General features: G+C 72.1%; 14 protein-coding genes. 4 read left to right on the forward strand and 10 right to left on the reverse strand.

The genetic code is table 11. The annotated features are described in order from the left end of the window. Positions 1 to 82: 82 nt before the first annotated feature. Both JNK30_RS18085 and JNK30_RS18090 read left to right on the forward strand, forming a co-directional pair. A complete protein-coding gene (locus JNK30_RS18085) occupies positions 83 to 1,252 on the forward strand; it encodes a Gfo/Idh/MocA family oxidoreductase (protein WP_293484344.1) in 1,170 nt (389 codons plus the stop codon). Beyond that, a complete protein-coding gene (locus JNK30_RS18090) occupies positions 1,249 to 2,169 on the forward strand; it encodes a hypothetical protein (RefSeq protein WP_293484346.1) in 921 nt (306 codons plus the stop codon). Before JNK30_RS18085 ends, JNK30_RS18090 begins: the two co-directional genes overlap by 4 nt. 179 nt (positions 2,170 to 2,348) lie before the next feature. Here the strand turns inward: JNK30_RS18090 and JNK30_RS18095 are convergent, their stop codons facing one another. From JNK30_RS18095 to JNK30_RS18125, 7 genes are all read right to left on the reverse strand, one after another. Then, on the reverse strand, positions 2,349 to 2,993 hold the full coding sequence (locus JNK30_RS18095) for a TetR/AcrR family transcriptional regulator (RefSeq protein ID WP_293484347.1): 645 nt from the start codon (positions 2,991 to 2,993) through the stop codon (positions 2,349 to 2,351). 150 nt (positions 2,994 to 3,143) lie between these two features. Further along, positions 3,144 to 5,393 (reverse strand): TonB-dependent receptor, encoded by a 2,250-nt coding sequence (locus tag JNK30_RS18100; RefSeq protein ID WP_293484348.1) that lies wholly within the window; start codon positions 5,391 to 5,393, stop codon positions 3,144 to 3,146. A gap of 243 nt (positions 5,394 to 5,636) precedes the next feature. Then, on the reverse strand, positions 5,637 to 6,569 hold the full coding sequence (locus JNK30_RS18105) for a hypothetical protein (RefSeq protein WP_293484350.1): 933 nt from the start codon (positions 6,567 to 6,569) through the stop codon (positions 5,637 to 5,639). 22 nt (positions 6,570 to 6,591) lie between these two features. After that, positions 6,592 to 7,743, reverse strand: a complete 1,152-nt coding sequence (locus tag JNK30_RS18110) for a fumarylacetoacetate hydrolase family protein (protein ID WP_293484410.1) — start codon at positions 7,741 to 7,743, stop codon at positions 6,592 to 6,594. Then, positions 7,743 to 8,576, reverse strand: coding sequence for an amidohydrolase (locus tag JNK30_RS18115; RefSeq protein ID WP_293484352.1), 834 nt, complete (start codon positions 8,574 to 8,576; stop codon positions 7,743 to 7,745). The genes JNK30_RS18110 and JNK30_RS18115 overlap by 1 nt, the downstream gene beginning before the upstream one ends. After that, positions 8,573 to 9,001: an RbsD/FucU domain-containing protein gene (locus JNK30_RS18120; protein ID WP_293484353.1), complete on the reverse strand. Its 429-nt coding sequence runs from the start codon at positions 8,999 to 9,001 to the stop codon at positions 8,573 to 8,575. The genes JNK30_RS18115 and JNK30_RS18120 overlap by 4 nt, the downstream gene beginning before the upstream one ends. Further along, entirely contained in the window at positions 8,995 to 10,095 is a 1,101-nt protein-coding gene (locus JNK30_RS18125) for an aldo/keto reductase (protein WP_293484355.1), read from the reverse strand. The genes JNK30_RS18120 and JNK30_RS18125 overlap by 7 nt, the downstream gene beginning before the upstream one ends. A gap of 94 nt (positions 10,096 to 10,189) precedes the next feature. On the opposite strand from JNK30_RS18125, the gene JNK30_RS18130 reads away from it, so the two are divergent. Together JNK30_RS18130 and JNK30_RS18135 are read left to right on the forward strand one after the other, a co-directional pair. Then, positions 10,190 to 11,719 (forward strand): UxaA family hydrolase, encoded by a 1,530-nt coding sequence (locus tag JNK30_RS18130; protein ID WP_293484356.1) that lies wholly within the window; start codon positions 10,190 to 10,192, stop codon positions 11,717 to 11,719. An 8-nt stretch (positions 11,720 to 11,727) separates the two neighbouring features. Further along, positions 11,728 to 13,152, forward strand: a complete 1,425-nt coding sequence (locus JNK30_RS18135; RefSeq protein WP_293484357.1) for an aldehyde dehydrogenase family protein — start codon at positions 11,728 to 11,730, stop codon at positions 13,150 to 13,152. Here JNK30_RS18135 and JNK30_RS18140 read toward each other — a convergent pair. The 3 genes from JNK30_RS18140 to JNK30_RS18150 form a co-directional block, all read right to left on the reverse strand. Next, a complete protein-coding gene (locus JNK30_RS18140; protein ID WP_293484359.1) occupies positions 13,140 to 13,832 on the reverse strand; it encodes a GntR family transcriptional regulator in 693 nt (230 codons plus the stop codon). The two genes, JNK30_RS18135 and JNK30_RS18140, sit on opposite strands and share 13 nt — an antisense overlap. 107 nt (positions 13,833 to 13,939) lie before the next feature. After that, entirely contained in the window at positions 13,940 to 15,046 is a 1,107-nt protein-coding gene (locus tag JNK30_RS18145; RefSeq protein ID WP_293484360.1) for a glycoside hydrolase family 172 protein, read from the reverse strand. Between the two features lie 187 nt (positions 15,047 to 15,233). Beyond that, positions 15,234 to 16,895: a sulfatase-like hydrolase/transferase gene (locus JNK30_RS18150; protein WP_293484362.1), complete on the reverse strand. Its 1,662-nt coding sequence runs from the start codon at positions 16,893 to 16,895 to the stop codon at positions 15,234 to 15,236. Between the last annotated feature and the right edge of the window lie 77 nt (positions 16,896 to 16,972).

Consider the following 16,972-nt stretch of genomic DNA (forward strand, 5'->3'; position numbering starts at 1 on the left):
GGCTCAAAGCCGGTTGTCAAAACACCTAGTGACCACTAAGTGTCCGTTGGACCCGGGCCTGCCCGACGCTTCTGGAGTTCCCATGCAGCAACGCAAACGACATCGGATCGCGGTCATCGGCCTGGGCATGCGGCTCGGGATGCTGCTGCGCGCCGCGCGCGCCGAGGGCTGGGACTTCGACCTTGCTGGCTACGTGGACCCCGCGCCGGTGGGCCTGCCGCTGCTCGCGGAACAGGGCATCGAGGCGGGCGCAGCCTACCCTGACGTGCCGGCGCTGCTGGCCGACGGTCCCTTCGATCTCGTGATGATCGGCTCGCCGAACCACCTTCACCTGGAGCACCTCAGGGCGAGCCTGGACCACCCGGGCATGGTCTTCATCGAGAAGCCCATCGTGCGCACCGAGGCGGAGTCGTTCGAGGCGGCGCGGCTGGTGCGCGAGCGCGGCGCAGGGCGGGTGCTGGTGGGCCTTGTCGCGCGCTCGGCGCCGATCGTCTGCACGGCCCTGGAGAGGCTCGACGACGGCGTGATCGGCGACATCATCTCCATCGACGCGACCGAGCACCTGCCGCCCGCGCACGGGGCCTACCTCGCCCGCAACTGGCGCCGCCGCGTCGAGTGGGGCGGCTCGTACATGCTGGACAAGGTCTGCCACGACTTCGACATCCTCGGCCGGATGGTCGGCGCGCGGCCGAGCCGGGTGGCCAGCTTCGGCGGCCGCCGCATCTTCACCGCCGACACCGCGAACGTGTCCCGCGACCAGGGCCCGGCGATCCTGCGCCGCCTCTCCGGCTGGAACGCGGCGCCCGACATCAGCGGGGCCGACATGGACGTCACCGATCACCAGGTCGCGATCGTGGAGTACGCCAACGGCGTGCGGCTGTCCTTCCACTCGAACACCAGCGCCGCCGCCCCCGAGCGCCGCTGGAACCTGATCGGCGCCCGCGGGGCGATCACGATCGACCTCGTCCAGAACACGATGGTGGTCACGCCGCTGGAGACGCGCGAGGCCATCGAGACCTTCCGCTGGCGCGGGCCGGTCGGCGACTCCCACGGGGGCGCGGACCAGGCCATGGCGCGCGACCTCGTCGCCGCGCTGGACGGTGAGCGGGCCTTCCCCGTCTCGGTGACCGACTCGCTCGTGGCCGGCCTGACGGTGATGGCGATCGACCGGGCGCTGGCCGAGAACCGCATCGTCGACTGCGCGCCGCTGTGGACCCAGCTCGACGCGGCCGAAGCGGGCCTCGCGGCGTGAGGACCACGCCGTCGCTGGTGATCGGCATCGACGCCGGCGCGACCAAGACCGCGGCCGTCTCCGGCGGGCTGGACGGCGGGGTGCTGAACCGGCTGCGGACGGACCCCAGCGCGGTCGTGGGCCTGCCCGAGCCGCGGCCGCTGGCCGTGCTGCGGCGCGTGGTGGACGAGCTCGCGCCCCACAGGGCGGCGCTCGCGCACGTCGCGATCGGGCTGAGCGGCGTCGACTTTCCCGACGAGTTCCTGGAGCAGCATCGCCGGGTCGCCGCCGCGCTCGACCTGCCGGCCGAACGGCTGCTGCTGGTCAACGACAGCGTCGTCGCGCTGGCCGGCGCCGCGACGCACGAGAGGGCCACGCTGGTGCAGCACGGCACCGAGGTGACCATGGCCTGGCGCGCGCAGCTGGGCGGGGAGGCGGTGTTCGACAGCGTGGGCATCGCCGACTGCTTCGACGTTCGGCTGAAGGCCGTGCCGCTGGTGGCCCGCATGCTGGACGGCCGCCTGCCGGTCACGGCGCTCCGGGACCAGGTGCTGGCGCATTGCGGCGTCAGCGGCGAGGACTTCCCGCGCTGGATGATGCGCGATCCGCGGGCGAAGGAACGGGTCCTGCAGCTGGGCCCGGTGGTGTTTGCGGCCTGGCAGGCCGGCGATGCGGCGGCGGCCGGCCTCGTGGCGCGGGCGGTCGACGACTACGTCGTGGCGACGGCGGCCATGGCGGCGCGGATGGGGCCCGGGCCGTTCCAGGCCTGCTTCGGCGGCGGCACGATCGCGCAGGGCGGGGCCCCGCTGATCGCCGCCATCGCCCAGCGGCTGGCCGAGGCGCGCCCGGATGCGACGCTGGCCGCGCCGGCCGCGCCCCCCGAGGACGGCGCGCTCATCCTGGCCCGGCGGGCGGCGGCGCGGACGCAGGCCGCCTAGAGCGCGTTCCGAAAAGTGGGAACCGGTTTTCGGATCGAAGCGCGCTCAAGGTCTTGATTCAGAGCCTCATTCTCCCGTTCAGACGGTTCCGTCTGAACGGGTGAGGCTCTAGGGGCCGTACGCGATGCCCGTCCGTCCCGGCAAAGATGCCAAAGCCGGTCTGAATCCTGGCTCAGCGCTCACGCCCGGATCCGGTCTTCCATGTGGCGGATGAAATAGCGCATGGCGTCGGCCATCGAGATCCGCCCGTCGCTCAGCAACCACTGCAGCCGCAGGCCGTCGAGGGTCGCCAGCATCAGCACGGCCTCGGTGTGCGGGTCGAAGTCGTTGCGGTAGACGCCCGCGGCGCGCCCGGCCTCGAACGAGCGGACCAGGCGGTTGCGGAACGTGTCGTAGCGCCGCCGGAAGTACTCGTTGAAGTCCGACGTCGTCTCCAGGTGCTCGGCCGACATCAGCACGTCGAGGGCCGTGAGCACCGGGTCGTCCTCGAGGACCTGGCCGAACTCCGCCCACGAGGCGATGTAGCTGGCGTCGGCCGTGTCCAGGTCGCCCGCCATGCGGGTTTCCTGCTCCTGATCGGTCTCCTCCAGCACCGCGAGCAGGAGCGCGTTCTTGGTCGGGAAGTGGTAGAGCAGGCCGGCGTCGGTGATGCCGATCTCCTCGGCCAGCATGGCGAGGCTCGTTCCGCGGAACCCGCGCTGCGCGAAGAGCTTGCGCGCGCCCTGCAGAATCTCCGCGCGGCGCTTGCGCCCACGCTGCTGGCGCGTCCCGGGCGCGGCGACGCCTTCTGAGGTGGGGGGAGCGTCCGGGGATTCCTCGGTCATCTCGAAATCTAGCGCTGACTTCGCCTGGGATGCCAAGAGCCGGCCGCGTGGCCCGCAGGGCCTTCCATAACGTGCGTGGAGAGTGAGAGGCGATGGAGCCGCGACGGCTCCATCGCCTCGAGTGTCCGCCCGAGGGGAGGTTCGGACGGCTTAGAATTCCACGTCCAACGAGGCGCCGATGGTGCGCACCGAGTTGAAGTTCCAGGACTGCAGGATCGCCAGGGCGTCGGCCGTGACGTGCGACAGGAAGCTCGGCACGTGCTTGTCCGCGCAGTTCTTGCAGAAGACTGACACGCGGTAGCGCTCGTTGAACCGGTAGGTGAGGCTGGCCCCGAAGATGTCCACGTCGCCGAGCTTCGTCCCCGGGTCGCCGTTGGGGGAGAAGTTGACGCCGGAGCGGTGGAACCAGTTGCCCTCGACCGTCAGCGTGTTGGCGCCCACCGGGATGTCGTAGAGCGCCTGCAGGGTGGTCGTGAACTTGGGCGCATTGGCCGGCGCGAGGCCCTTCGCCTGGAACTGCCCGGCGACACAGCCCTGGGCGGCCGTCTGGCCCGGGTAGCAGGTGGTCACGAAATCCGTGAACTCGGTGTCGATCAGGCTCGCGCCGAAATTGATCGTCAGGAACTCGGTCGGACGCGCGACGGCGTCGATCTCGACGCCCTGGGAGCGCACGCCCCCGGCGTTGGCCAGGCGGAAGAGCGCGGCGACCGGATCGTAGGTCTGGGTCTGGAAGTCGCTGAACTTGTTGTAGAAGCCCGCGACGTTCAACCGCAGCCGGCCGTCGAGCACGGTCGAGCGGACCCCGCCCTCGACGGCCTTCACCGTCTCGGGGGCGATGTAGGGATTGAAGGCCGTGGAGCCGAGGTTCTGCGGATAGGCGGGACCCTTGTAGCCGGTGGCGTAGGTCAGGTAGCCCATCACGTCCGGCGTGAACTGATACTGCCCGCCCACCTTGTAGCTGAGGTCGGTGTGGGACTCGGCGAACCGGAAGTTGCCCCGCGGACCGTAGAGGCCGGGGCCGTTCACGTAGGTCCCGAAGTCCTGCGCGATGCGCACCTTCACCTTGTCGCGGGTCACGCGGGCGCCGGCGATGAGCGTCAGCGCTTCGGTGACATGGAAGTTGACCTGGCCGAAGGCGGCCGCGCTGTCGACCGTGTTGCGCGAGTCGAAGTCGCCGCCGAAGAAGTTGGGGATGCCCGAGCCGAAGTTCGCGAACAGCTGCGTGTGGCCGTTGTTGACCGATCCGAAGTAGTAGAGGCCCACTTGGCCGTCGATGCGATCGAAGTCGAACGCGAGCCTGAGCTCCTCGGTGAACTGGCGGTTGTTCGAGCCGTTCCGGTTGGTGTTGAAGAGGTTGTTGGTCGAGTAGTCGGTGTCCAGGTTGAGCTGCAGGTCGTAGCGCCGCCACGCCGTGATGCTCGAGAGCGTCAGCTCGGGCGACAGTTCGTGCGACACGCTGAGCGAGACGCCGTAGGTATCGACGCTGCGGAAGTTGCCCGACGCCGAGTCGATCCCGTAGCGGAGGTTCTCGGGCCCCGGCGTCGCGCCGATGCGGTTGAGCGCGGCGGCGTAAGTGCCGGCGCCCAGGGTGCGCAGCGTGCGGTCCCAGATGCCCCCGACCCCACGCTCGCGGCTGTAGTCGGCGACCGCGTAGAGGCTGGTGGCGTCGGACGGCTCCCACAGGTACTTCACCCGGCCGGCGACCCGCTTCTGGGTCTGGTCGATGTGCGAACCCGCCGGCGCCGTCACGATGGCCTTGGCGATCGGGTCCTGATGCGACCCCAGCACGTTGATGCGCAGCGCGGCGTTCTCGCCGACCGGCAGGTTGAGCGTGCCGCGCACGACCGCGCCGAAGTCGCCGCCGTCGGCCGTGTCGCGGTTGGCGTACTCCAGTCCCAGCGCGCCGCTGGTCTCGCGCAGGCGGGGCCGGTTGGTGACGACGCTGAGGAGGCCCGCCGAGGCGTTGCGGCCGAACAGCAGGCCCTGGGGCCCGCGCAGGACCTCGATCCGCGCGATGTCGTTGAAGACCCCGTTGCTCTGGAACAGCGGCACGCCCAGGGAGACGTCGTCCACCATCACGCCCACGCTGGAGTCCACCGTCGGCAGGAAGATGTTGCTGCCGATGCCGCGCAGCGAGAAGGCGTTGTCGGTGGTGGTCTGGAAGCTCGGCGCGACCAGCTGGATCTGGTTGAGGTCGTTGAGCTTGCGGCTCTGCAGTTCCTCGCCGCCGACGGCGGTCACCGCCACGGGCACCTGCTGAAGATTCTGTTCGAGACGCTGGGCGGTGACCACCACCTCGCTCACCGTGGCTCCGCGCGCCGCCGCGTCCTGCGCCGCCGCGGGCGATGCCGCCGCGCCGACGACCGCCGCCCCGACCAGAAGCGCCAGTTTCCTGCTCATCTTTCGTCCCTCCCGGCCCCGTGCCGACATCCCGTTCCACGCGAGGCGCGGCCGGATCGGCGGCGCGCCTCTCGAACCCGTTCCGGCCGACTCCGCGGCCTTTCAGAAATCCCTAGAGACCACTAGGTAAATCGTCTGACGAAAAAATCTAGTGTCCACTAACATTTTTGCGATGAGGGCGAGGCGGCATGGCCTGCGGGGGTCCGGCCGAAGCCCGGTCGAGACCGGCGCGCAATTGGAATGTCAGGGGTGCGCCTGGACGGCCGCGGGGCCTGCAGTGGACGCCAGCGCCTCGTCGAACGCGTCCGACGCGATCTCCCACAGCCGCTCGGCGTCGGACCAGCGGTCGGACTCCTCGCGCAGTTCGCCGTCGGGGCCGGTCGCCAGGCGGGCGTAGTACAGCGGCGCGCGGCGGCCCTGCCACATGACGGCGGCGGGCAGGAGTTCCGCGGCGAAGGGCAGGACGTCGCCGGGCGCGGCGCCCTGGAGGAAGCCCAGGCAGCACTGGCGCCACATCTGCCGGAAGTGCCGGATGGCCTCGCGCTGCGGGTCGACGGACATCCCTACCTGGAAGCAGCCCGGATCGCCGATCCGGCCGTGGATCATCCGGACGCGCTCGAAGACGGGGCCGAGGCGGGCGAGCTTGGCGTCGAAGTCGCCGTAGGTCATCTCCAGCCCCGTGTACCAGTGGCTGAGGTCGGCGGTGAAGCGCACCTCCGGGAACCGCTCGACGAGCGACAGCGTGCGCCGCATGTCCTGCGCCAGCGTGGCCCGGTGCGTTTCGAGGTGCATCGGATGCCCGTGACGCGCGGCGGCCTCCAGCATGGCGCCCAGCAGGCGGTCGGCGTCGGCGTCGGTCTCCAGGCCGTCGCCGAGGTGAATGGTGGTGGCGTCCAGACCCAGCTCGGCGCCCCGGCGCGCGATCGGCTCGGCGTCGGCGGGCGACAGGATGCGGCCTATGCCCGTGGCCCGGAACCCGGCCGCCAGATAGGGCGCCGGATCGCGCGCCTGCACGCCCTCGACGTTCGCCGCCCTCAGCGCGGCGATCACCTCGTCCGGCTGCGGCCCGGGCCCGACGGACCAGGCGGGCAGCTCGAGGAACGTCACGTAGTTCATGTCCTTGCGGAGCCGCGGCGCGGCGGCGCCGCCGTCGTTCAGCCGGTCGGGCGCGCTCATCGTGCGGCTCCCCCGGGCGCCATCACAGCAGGCCGCGGCGGGCCAGCGAACGCATCAGCGCCCGGGCCCCGAACCGCCAGGGCGGCGCCCGGTCGCTGGTGGTCACCACGTTGGACAGCGCGCCCAGCTTCGCGGCGCGGATGACGACCCGGTCGCCTTCCTTGTGCGTGAAGCCGCCGCCGGGCGTGTCGCGGTCCTCCGTCGGCGCGAACAGGGTGCCCAGGAACAGCATGAAGCCGTCCGGATACTGGTGCTCCGGGCCGCAGGTCTGGCGTACGAGTTCCAGGGGATCGCGGCTGATCCGGCGCATGGAACTGGACCCGCGCAGGACATAGCCGTCCTGGCCCGTCACCGTGAGCTGAAGCTCTGCGGCCCGCACGTCGTCCAGCGAGAATGTCCGGTCGAAGAGCCGCACGAAGGGGCCGATGGCGCAGGACGCGTTGTTGTCCTTGGCCTTCGACAGCAAGAGCGCGCTGCGCCCTTCGATGTCGCGCAGGTTGACGTCGTTGCCCAACGCCGCGCCCACGACGGCCCCCGCGGAAGAGCAGGCCAGCACCACCTCCGGCTCGGGGTTGTTCCACTGCGACGTGGGATGCAGGCCGACCTGGGCGCCCGCGCCGACGGCCGACATCGGCTGGGCCTTGGTGAAGATCTCGGCGTCCGGGCCGATGCCGACCTCCAGGTACTGCGACCACAGGCCCTTGGCGATCAGGGTGGCCTTGAGCCGCGCGGCGGCCGGGGAGCCGGGCGCCACGTTCGCGATCTCGTCGCCCAACGCCTCGGCCAGGTCGGCGCGCAGCGCGGCCGCCGCCCGGGCGTCGCCGCCGGCCCGCTCCTCTATCACGCGCTCCAGCAGGCTGTGGGCGAAGGTCACGCCGGCCGCCTTGATCGCCTGCAGGTCGCAGGGCGCGAGCAGCGCGGGACGGCCGTCGAACGTGGCCGAGAGCGCGTCTTCCAGGCTGCCCAGCCGCACCCCCGGGGTCGCGGCGACCTGGGCCGCGGGATCGGGCATCTCGAACAGATCGCTAAGCGTCGGCGCCAGCGCGGAGAGGTCGAAGAGCCCGTCGTCGCGCACCGCCACCGGGCGGGGCCCCGGCGCATCGCCGTCCATCCAGATGCGGCCGACCAGCGTGCCGGCGCAGCCGTCGTCAGGGAGGATGTCCTTGGCGCGGATCAAGGCTGAACCCCATAGAACGCCTGCGCCGTCCCGCCCATGATCGCGGCGCGGTCGGCCTCGGGGAGGTCGGACAGCAGGATCTCGGTGGCCTCGGCCCAGCGGCCGTAGTCCGCGGCGCGGTTCACCACCGGCCAGTCGCTGCCCCACATCAGGCGCGATGGGCCGAACGCCTCCAGCAGCGTCTCGGCGTAGGGCCGCAGGTCGGCGACGGTCCAGTCGGGCCGCGCCTCGGTGACGAGGCCGGAAAGCTTGCACACGGCGTGCGTCTCGCGCGCCAGCGCGTGCATCGCCTGGGCCCATGCGGCGTGCTCGCGCCCGGCGATGTCGGGCTTTGCGCCGTGGTCGACCACGACCGGCAGGTGGGGATGCCGCTCGAGGAAGCGTCGCAGCGCAGGCAGGTGCCGGGGCTTCACGAGCGCGTCGAAGGTGAGCCCCGCCTCGGCCATGGCCGCGAAGGACGGGGCCAGTCCGGGGCGCAGCAGCCATTCGTCGTCGGGCAGGTCCTGCAGCATCGGCCGGAGGCCCAGCGCCCCGGGGCGGGCGGCGAACGCGCGGACGGCCTGGGGGGCGCCGGGCGCCTCCAGGTCGATCCAGCCCACCACGCCGGCCACGAACGGCGTCCGGCCGGCGAGGTCGAGCAGGAAGTCCGTCTCGGCGGCGGTCGGCGCCGCCTGCACCAGCACCGTGCGGTCCACGCCAGACGCCGTCAGGTGCGGGGCGAGGTCGCACGGGAGGTAGTCGCGGTAGATCGGCTCGAGGCGGGGTGTCAGCCATCCGTAGTCCCCGCGCGAGAGGCGCCAGAAGTGCTGATGCGCGTCGATCCGGATCATGGCCGGATCACGCCCTTGACGAGGATGAGGTTGCCGTAGAGTCGGCACTCGCCCGTGGCGACGATGGCGAAGGCGCGCCGCGCGCGGGCGTAGAACTCATGCCGTTCCAGCGGCTGGGGCGGACCGGCCTGGCCTGCCTCCGCCACGATCTCGGCGAAGCGCCGCACCACCTCGGGCGTCGGCTCGGCGGGGTCCACGGGCGCCATGGTGAAGGCCGCGCACGGCTGGAAATCGTCGAGCGGGAGCACGCTGAGGATCGCCTCGGCCATGTCGGTGGCCGGATGGCCGTCGGCGCGGCACAGGCGGGCCGCCAGGGCGGCCGCGGGGAAGTTCGCGTCGACGATCGCGATCTCGTCGCCGTGCCCCATGCTGCGGAGCGCCGCCAGCAGGTCGGGGCCGAGCCGGGGGTCGAGGCCCTTCAGCATGCGGACGCGCCCGTCTGAGGGATCGGCGCGGCCTCGCTCAGGAGCCCGGCGGCCTTCAGTTCGGCCCACAGGGCGGCAGGGACCGGGGCGGTCACGGCGCGGACGTTGCGCACGACCTCCTGAGGCGTGCGCGCGCCCGCCACCACGCACACGACGACCGGGTGGGTCAGCGGAAACTGCAGCGCCGCCTGGGCGAGCGGGGTCGCATGGCGCAGGCAGATCTCCTCCAGCTCGGTGGCCCGGGCCAGGATTCCGGGCGGCGCCGGCGCGTAGTCGAAATACGCCCCGCGCCTCGGTCCGGTCGCCAGGATCCCGCTGTTGAACGCGCCGCCTATGACCACGCCGACGCCGCGGGCGGCGCAGTCGGGCAGCAGGTCGTCGGCCGCCGACTGGTCCAGCAGGCTGTAGCGGCCGGCCAGGAGGAACAGGTCGGGATCGGCGTCCGCCAGCAGCCGTCGGCAGGGGGCGATGCTGTTGACCCCGGCCCCGATCGCCGCCACCGCGCCGGAGGCCCGCAGCTCGTCCAGGGCGCGCCAGCCGCCGTCGTGAAGCAACTCGCGCATCCGGACGTCCGCGAGCGCCTCCGAGCCGTGGGCGGCCGCCTCGATGTCGTGGACGTAGAGCACGTCGACGCGGTGGCGTCCCAGCCGCGCGAGGCTCTCCTCGAACGAGCGCAGGACGCCGTCGTAGGTGTAGGAGAAGCGGATGCGCGCGGGCGCGTCCGCGAGGTAGATGTCGCGCGTCGCCTCGCCGGCGGCGCAGGGCTCGAGCAGGCGGCCGACCTTGGTCGATACGATCGTGGCGTCCGGCGCGCGGGCCAGCACGCGCCCCACGCGCTGCTCGGAGAGGCCGCGCCCGTAGAGCGGCGCCGTGTCGACGTAGCGGACGCCCGAGGCCAGGGCGGACTCCACGGTCGCCTCGGCCTCGGAATCGGACATCACGCGATGCATGTTGCCGATGGGAGCGGCCCCGAAGCCGAGGACGGTGAAGTCGAGGACCCGCCCGCTGCGGAGCGGAAGGCTGCGCCGCGGCAGCGCCGTGGCCACGCCGTCGCTTCGCGTGTGGATCGTAGACGGCGGGTCGAAGGTCGGCATATGCTGACATGTTAGCGGCGGCGCTCATGCCGTCAATCTGCGAAACTCCGGAGCGATTTCGCGGAATAGAAATTTTACCGGCGAGGGCGACGCGTTGGAGACTCGACACCACACGGCGAATGCGGCGGTGGTCCGGCTTCACCCCGGCGACAACGTCGTCATCGCCGCGCGCCGCATCGCGTCGGGGGTGGCGATCCCGTCGGAAGGCGTCGCGACGTCCGGACCGATCCCGGGCGGCCACAAGCTGGCGGCGCGCCCGATCCGGCAGGGCGAGGCGGTTCTGAAGTACGGCCAGGTCATCGGGGTCGCCGTCTCGGACATCGCCGCGGGCGCCCACGTGCACAGCCACAACCTCGCCGCCAGCGATCTGCGGCGGGTCGCCCCGCCCACGCCGGCGCTGTCGGGCCCGGGCGCTGCGCGCACCTTCCAGGGATTCCGCCGCGCCAACGGCAAGGTCGGCGTCCGCAACTACATCGGCGTCCTGACGTCGGTGAACTGCTCGGCGACCGTGGCGCGGCTGCTGGCCGAGCGCGCGACCCAGAGCGGCCTCCTGGCGGACCACCCGACCATCGACGGGATCGTGCCGATCGCCCACACGTCCGGCTGCGGCATGGCGGGCTCGGGCGAGGGCTTCGAGATCCTGCGGCGCACGCTGTGGGGCGCGGCGGCGAACCCGAACTTCGGCGCCGTCCTGCTGGTCGGGCTGGGCTGCGAGGTCCTCCAGGTCGGCGCGTTCATCCGCGACTACGGCCTGGCGCAGAACCCGGCCTTCCAGTCCTACACCATCCAGGACGCCGGCGGGACGCGCCGGGCGGTGGAGCAGGGGCTGGAGCGCCTGGCGGATCTGATCCCCCTCGCCGCTGCGGCGACCCGTTCGGAATGCCCGGCCGGCGAGCTCGTGGTGGGGCTGCAGTGCGGCGGCTCGGACGCCTGGTCGGGGGTCACGTCGAACCCGGCGCTGGGCAATGCGGTCGACCGCCTGGTGGCGCTGGGCGGGACGGCGATCCTGTCCGAGACGCCCGAGGTCTACGGCGCCGAGCACCTCTTGTACGCGCGGGCGCGGGATTCCGAAGTGGCGGAGCGCCTGAAGGCCCGGATCGCCTGGTGGAAGGACTACACGGCGCGACACGGCGTCGAACTGGACAACAATCCGTCGCCCGGCAACAAGGCCGGCGGGCTGACGACCATCCTCGAGAAGTCGCTGGGGGCGGTGGCCAAGTCGGGCACGGCGCCGCTGAACGACGTGATCGAGTACGCCCAGCCGCTGCGCGGGCGCGGCCTGGTGTTCATGGACAGTCCCGGCTTCGATCCCTGCTCGGCCACGGGGCAGGTGGCCTCCGGGGCCACCCTCATCGCTTTCACCACGGGCCGCGGGTCCGCGTTCGGCTGCAAGCCGTCGCCGTCGATCAAGCTGTCGTCCAACACCGACGTCTACGAGCGCATGCGCGAGGACATCGATCTGGATTGCGGCGCGATCGCCACCCAGCAGGCCACCGTGGCCGAGAAGGGCGCCGAGATCCTCGACCTGATGCTGCGCGTGGCGTCCGGCGAGCCGACGGCCAGCGAGAGCCTCGGCTATGGCGCGGCCGAGTTCGTGCCCTGGCAGATCGGCGCAACGCTCTAGGAGGCATCATGTCCACGCTCGACCTGGCCCACCACATCGGCGGCCATGCACGCCCGGCGTCGCCCGTGCTGGAGCAGCGCAACCCGGCCCGCCTCGACGAGGTGGTCGCCCGGGTCCCCGAGGCGACGGCCGACGACGTCGGCGACGCCGTGGCGGCCGCGAACGCCGCCCTGCCCGGGCTGTCGGGCGTGGAGGCGCGGGCCGACGCCCTGCACGCGATCGGCGAGGCGTTGATGGCGCGGCGATCGGACCTCGGGCTCCTGATCGCCCGCGAGACGGGCAAGACCGTGGTCGATGCGCAGGGCGAGGTGATGCGGGCGGCCCGGCTCTTCCGCTTCTTCGGCGGCGAGGCGTTGCGGATCGTCGGCGAGCGCTACGCCTCGGTGCGGCCCGGCGTGACCGTGGAGGTGAGCTACGATCCCGTGGGCGTGGTGGGCGCCATCACCCCGTGGAACTTCCCGGTCGCGATCCCGGCCTGGAAGATCGCGCCTGCGCTGGCCTACGGCGACGCGGTGGTGTGGAAGCCGTCCGAGCACGCGTCGGCCGTCGCCGCGGCGCTGATGGAGGTGATCGCCGGCGCCGGCCTGCCGGCGGGGGCGGTGAACATGGTCCTGGGCGCGGGCGGCGCCGGGCGGGCCCTCTGCGCGGCGCCGCTCGAGGCGCTTTCCTTCACCGGCTCGGAGGCGACCGGCCGCGTGGTGCGCGAGGCGGTGACGGCGCGGGGCGCGCGCTGCCAGGCCGAGATGGGGGGCGTGAACGGGCTGATCGTCCTGGCCGACGCGGACCTGGACGCCGCCGCCGAGGCGGTGGTGAACGGCGCCTACTTCGCCGCGGGCCAGAGATGCACCGCCACCTCCAGGATCATCGTCGACCGGCAGGTCTTCGCGCCGCTGGTCGCCCGCGTCGGCGAGCGGATGCGGGCCCTGCGGATCGGCGACCCCTCCGATCCCGCGACCCAGGTCGGCCCGCTGGTCTCGGCGCGCCAGAAGTCGGCCGTCCAGGACGGGATCGCGGCCATGGCCGCCCGCGGCCGCCGACCCGTCGAAGCCGGTCGCGGCGCCGCCGCGCCCGAGTGCTTCGTGGACCCCGTCCTCTTCGATTCCATGTCGCCGGACGACCCGCTGGCCCAGGAGGAGGTCTTCGGGCCCGTGGCCGGCGTCATGGTGGTGGACGGCTACGAGGCCGCCCTGGAGACGCTGAACCGCGTCCGCTTCGGCCTGTGCGGGGGCCTGTTCACCCGGTCGCTGAAGCACGCCGAGCACTTCAAGCGTCACGCCCGCGTGGGGATGGCGATGATCAACCTGCCCACGGCCGGGGTCGACTACCACGCGCCCTTCGGCGGCATGAAGGCCTCGAGCTACGGCCCGCGCGAACAGGGCCGCGCCGCCCGCGAGTTCTTCACCGTGACGCGGACGGCCTATCAGGCTCCCTGAGGACCGGAGCCCGTCTCCGCCAGTTCCGCCAGCTCCATCTCGACCGTCTTCGAGACCATCGCCAGGTGGGCGCGCATCGCGGCGGCAGCGTACTCCGGGTCGCCCGTGGCGATCGCCTCGACGAGGCGGCGGTGCTCGGACAGCGTCGCTTCGGGGCGCCCCGGCTTCGGCAGCCGCAGGCGCCTCGGCCGGTCGAGGGGCGCGCGGGCGGCGTCCAGCAGGCGCAGCGCGCGCGGCGACTTCAGCGCCGCGAAGATCGTCGAGTGCAGCGCCTCGTCCAGGTCGTAAAAGGCGGCCAGGTCGCCGCGTTCCAGGGCTTCGGCCTGCTGGGCGATGTTCTCCTCCAGCTGCGCGACCAGCGCGGCGTCGGCCCGCTGGGTCACCCGCCGGGTCGCCTCCACCTCCAGCGCCGTGCGGATGAACAGGCTCTCGCGAACGTCGTCGGGCCGGATCGGGGCCACGAAGCTGCCGTGCTGGGGAAAGACGTCCACCAGCGCCTCGTCGGCCAGGCGCGCGATGGCCTCGCTCACCGGCGCGCGGGAGACCCCCATCTCCAGCGCAAGCTCGTCCTTCCGCAGGGGCGTCCCGGGCGGCAGCGCGAGCTCGCGGATGCGCCGGCGAAGCTCCCGGTACACCCGCTCGGCCTTGGATCCGTCGACGCCTGTGACCGCCCGCACCATCCGACACCCTTAACGTCTTTGCGGCGGACGCGCGACGCGCGGCGGACGTCCGCGGCGGAGACGACCCCTGGCCGGGTCGACCGGCCCCGGCGTCCCGCGGGCTCCCGTCACACCACCTCCAGGACGTCCCTGTCGGGCAGGGGCGGGAACGGCGCCGTCGGCAGCGTCTGGTACCAGAAGGCCGTCGAGGCGATGTCGTCCTGCAATGGCAGGTAGCGCCGCTCCGGGCCGGACCGCCAGCCCAGAGCCTGGATGGTCACCCGCAGGTCGCTGGCGAAGCGGATCGGGTCGGGGATGTGCCAGCGGTAGAGCCCGAAGCGCTGCTGCGAGTCGTAGACGCCGTCGGGGCGGATCACCTGCGGCAGGCCGGCGTAGGGCGTGTTGAACTCCACGTAGGCCGAGGGCGGCGCCCGCCCGGCTTCCAGGCCCGGGCGGCCGATGCGGAGAGGAATGCTGGGATCGAAATTGTAGGCCCCGCAGAAGTAGTCCTCGGTGCCCGTGCCGCAGATGGTGGGGAACGCGCCGTCGCCGTCGAGGTAGAACTTGATCTCGCCCTCGCCCCACCAGCCGTTGTTGTTGACGCCCCAGGCCATGTAGCAGCCGACGAAATGGCCCTCGCCGGTCACCCCGTCGAGGATGGTGTGGACGCTCTTGTAGGGCAGGGGATTGCTGCGCCGGAACTGCGCGTGGAAGTAGGCGCAGTCCTCCGGGACGTCCGTGAGGACGTAGTTGATCTGGTAGTAGCAGAAGATGGCCTCGGCGCTGAGGTTCGTCAGCGTGAGCCGCGCGCGCCGGCGGAAAGGCATCTCCCAGTAGCAGTTGAACCCGCGGCCGGGGTTCGTGCACACGGCCAGGGACGAGACCTGCGCCCAGCGCTCCCATCCGTTTGCGAAGAAGTCGCCGACGGGGCACTCGACCGACGGGTGCGGCTGGTCGTCCCAGTAGATCCGCAGGATCGCATGGCGCAGCTTGCCGCGCGCCAGGGTCATCCAGATCTGCTGGATCGCGCCCTGGCCCGTGATCTCGCCCAGCAGAAAGGTCTCGCCGGCCGCGATCTCCACCGACGGAGAGACCTTCCAGCCCTGGCCGAGGTCGCGCGCCGGGACCGCCCCGGTCCCCTCCACGGCCATGCCGCCCGCGCCCTTCTCGCCGGTGAAGTTCTCGGGGCTGATGGAGCGCGTCCGCGCGTCGGACAGCCGCGACAGCGTGCCCATGTCCGCTCCAAGTCCCGAGAACCGCGCCATTCCCCAGCCCTTCCGCTGACATGCCAATGGGCGGACGAAGCCCGCGCCCGAAGTGTCGGATTGTCCCGCCCGACAGGCATTAACATGCCACATCGGGAGCGCCAGACGTCAACGCTCGAACCGCGCCCGCCGCGGCGCGGCCGCGCGGGGGGCCCGGTCAGCCGCCCCAGTAGACGTACTCGTCCTCCGCGGTCTGGGGTTCGGCCAGGGTGTGGTCGAGCATGACGGGGGAGAGACCCAGCTGCGGCCAGAGCGGCTTGACCTGGGCGGCGTTGTGCCGGGCCAGCAGGCGCTTCAGTTCGGCCACCTTGCCCGGCATGGCCGCGGCCAGGTTGATCCGCTCGGTCGGATCGTTGGCGAGGTCGAAGAGCCAGTCCTTGTCCGGCCGGTCGGTGACCTGCAGCTTCCAGTCCCCGGCGCGGACGACCTGGTAGTCGCCGCTGCGCCAGAAGAGGTTCTCGTGCGGCCGGCCCCGGGCCTTGCCGGTGACGTAGGGGACCAGGTCCACGCCGTCGATCACCCGGTCCCGGGGCAGCGGGACCCTGGCCGCCGCGGCGGCCGTGGCGAAGATGTCGAAGTGCGATACGGGGGCGCGATAGGCGGACCCGGCCGGGATCGCGGCCGGCCAGCGCATCAGGTAGGGCGTCCGGACGCCGCCCTCGAAGTAGGTCAGCTTCCAGCCGCGGAAGGGCCGGTTGATGTCGGGCAGCCCGACGTAGCCCGCCCCGCCGTTGTCGCTGACGAACACCACGAGCGTGTTGTCCTTCAGGCCATCCTCCTCGAGCTGCTGCAGCACCCGGCCGACCCCGCGGTCGAGGGCGCGGATCATCGCGGCGTAGACCCGCATCCGGTGATCCTTGATGTGCGACAGGGCCGCGTAGTCGGCCTTGGTCGCCTGCAGCGGCGTGTGCGGGGCGTTGTAGGCGAGATAGGCGAAGAACGGCCGGTTGCGGTTGGCGTGGATCGCCTTCACCGCCTCGTCGGTGAGGTAGTCGGTCAGGTAGGCCTTGGGCCGGAAGCCCGGACCGCCGTCCTTCTGGGCGTAGAACGGCATCGACTGCCAGAGGAAGCGGTCGATGGGGTCGAAGTCCTGCATGGAGTTGACGACGCGGGGGTCGTCCTTCGGCAGGTACATGGAGCCGCTGGTCAGCAGGCTCTCCTTGAAGCCGCGCCGGGTCGCGCCGAATTCGGGCGCCTCGCCCAGGTGCCACTTGCCGAAGTGCAGGGTGTGGTAGCCCGCGCGCTGCAGCAGGTCGGCGAGGGTGATCTCGGTCTGCGGCAGGCCCATCTTGGCGAACGGGATCATGTCCTTCTCCCGCTCGGGGAAGGAGACGCCGTTGTGGATGCCGTAGTTGAAGGTCCGCATGTTCCGGCCCAGCGCGGGCGGCGCGGGCGTGAACTCGAAGCCGAAGCGGGTGGGGTAGCGCCCCGTGAGGATCGCCGCGCGGGACGGCGCGCAGGTGCCGTGCCCGGCGTAGCCCTGGGCGAAGTTGACGCCTTCGCGGGCGATGGAATCGATGTTGGGCGTGGGCACGGCGCCGCCGGCCACGCCGCCGCCGTTCACGGTCAGGTCGTTGTAGCCGAGGTCGTCGGCCACGATCAGCACGATGTTGGGCGGACGACGCCCGCCGCGCGGGCGATCCGGACCCTGCTGCCAGGTGATCTCCATCGGCGGACCGACCTCGGCCGGTCCGAAGGCCTTGGGCGCGGCGGGCGCCTGCGCCCGGGCGCCTCCGGAGAGCGACGCGCCTGCGGCGGTCGCCAGGACGGCGGCGACCGCAGCCGAGGCCGCAAGACGGAACTTGATGCGCTGGATCATCTTCGAGCCTCCCCGTGTGGGCCGGACGGGCCTCCCGTCGCCGCGCGCTGCGGACCCGCGCCCGCGCCGCGCCGTCG

Source organism: Phenylobacterium sp. (genome assembly GCF_016793225.1).
Classification (GTDB): domain Bacteria; phylum Pseudomonadota; class Alphaproteobacteria; order Caulobacterales; family Caulobacteraceae; genus Phenylobacterium.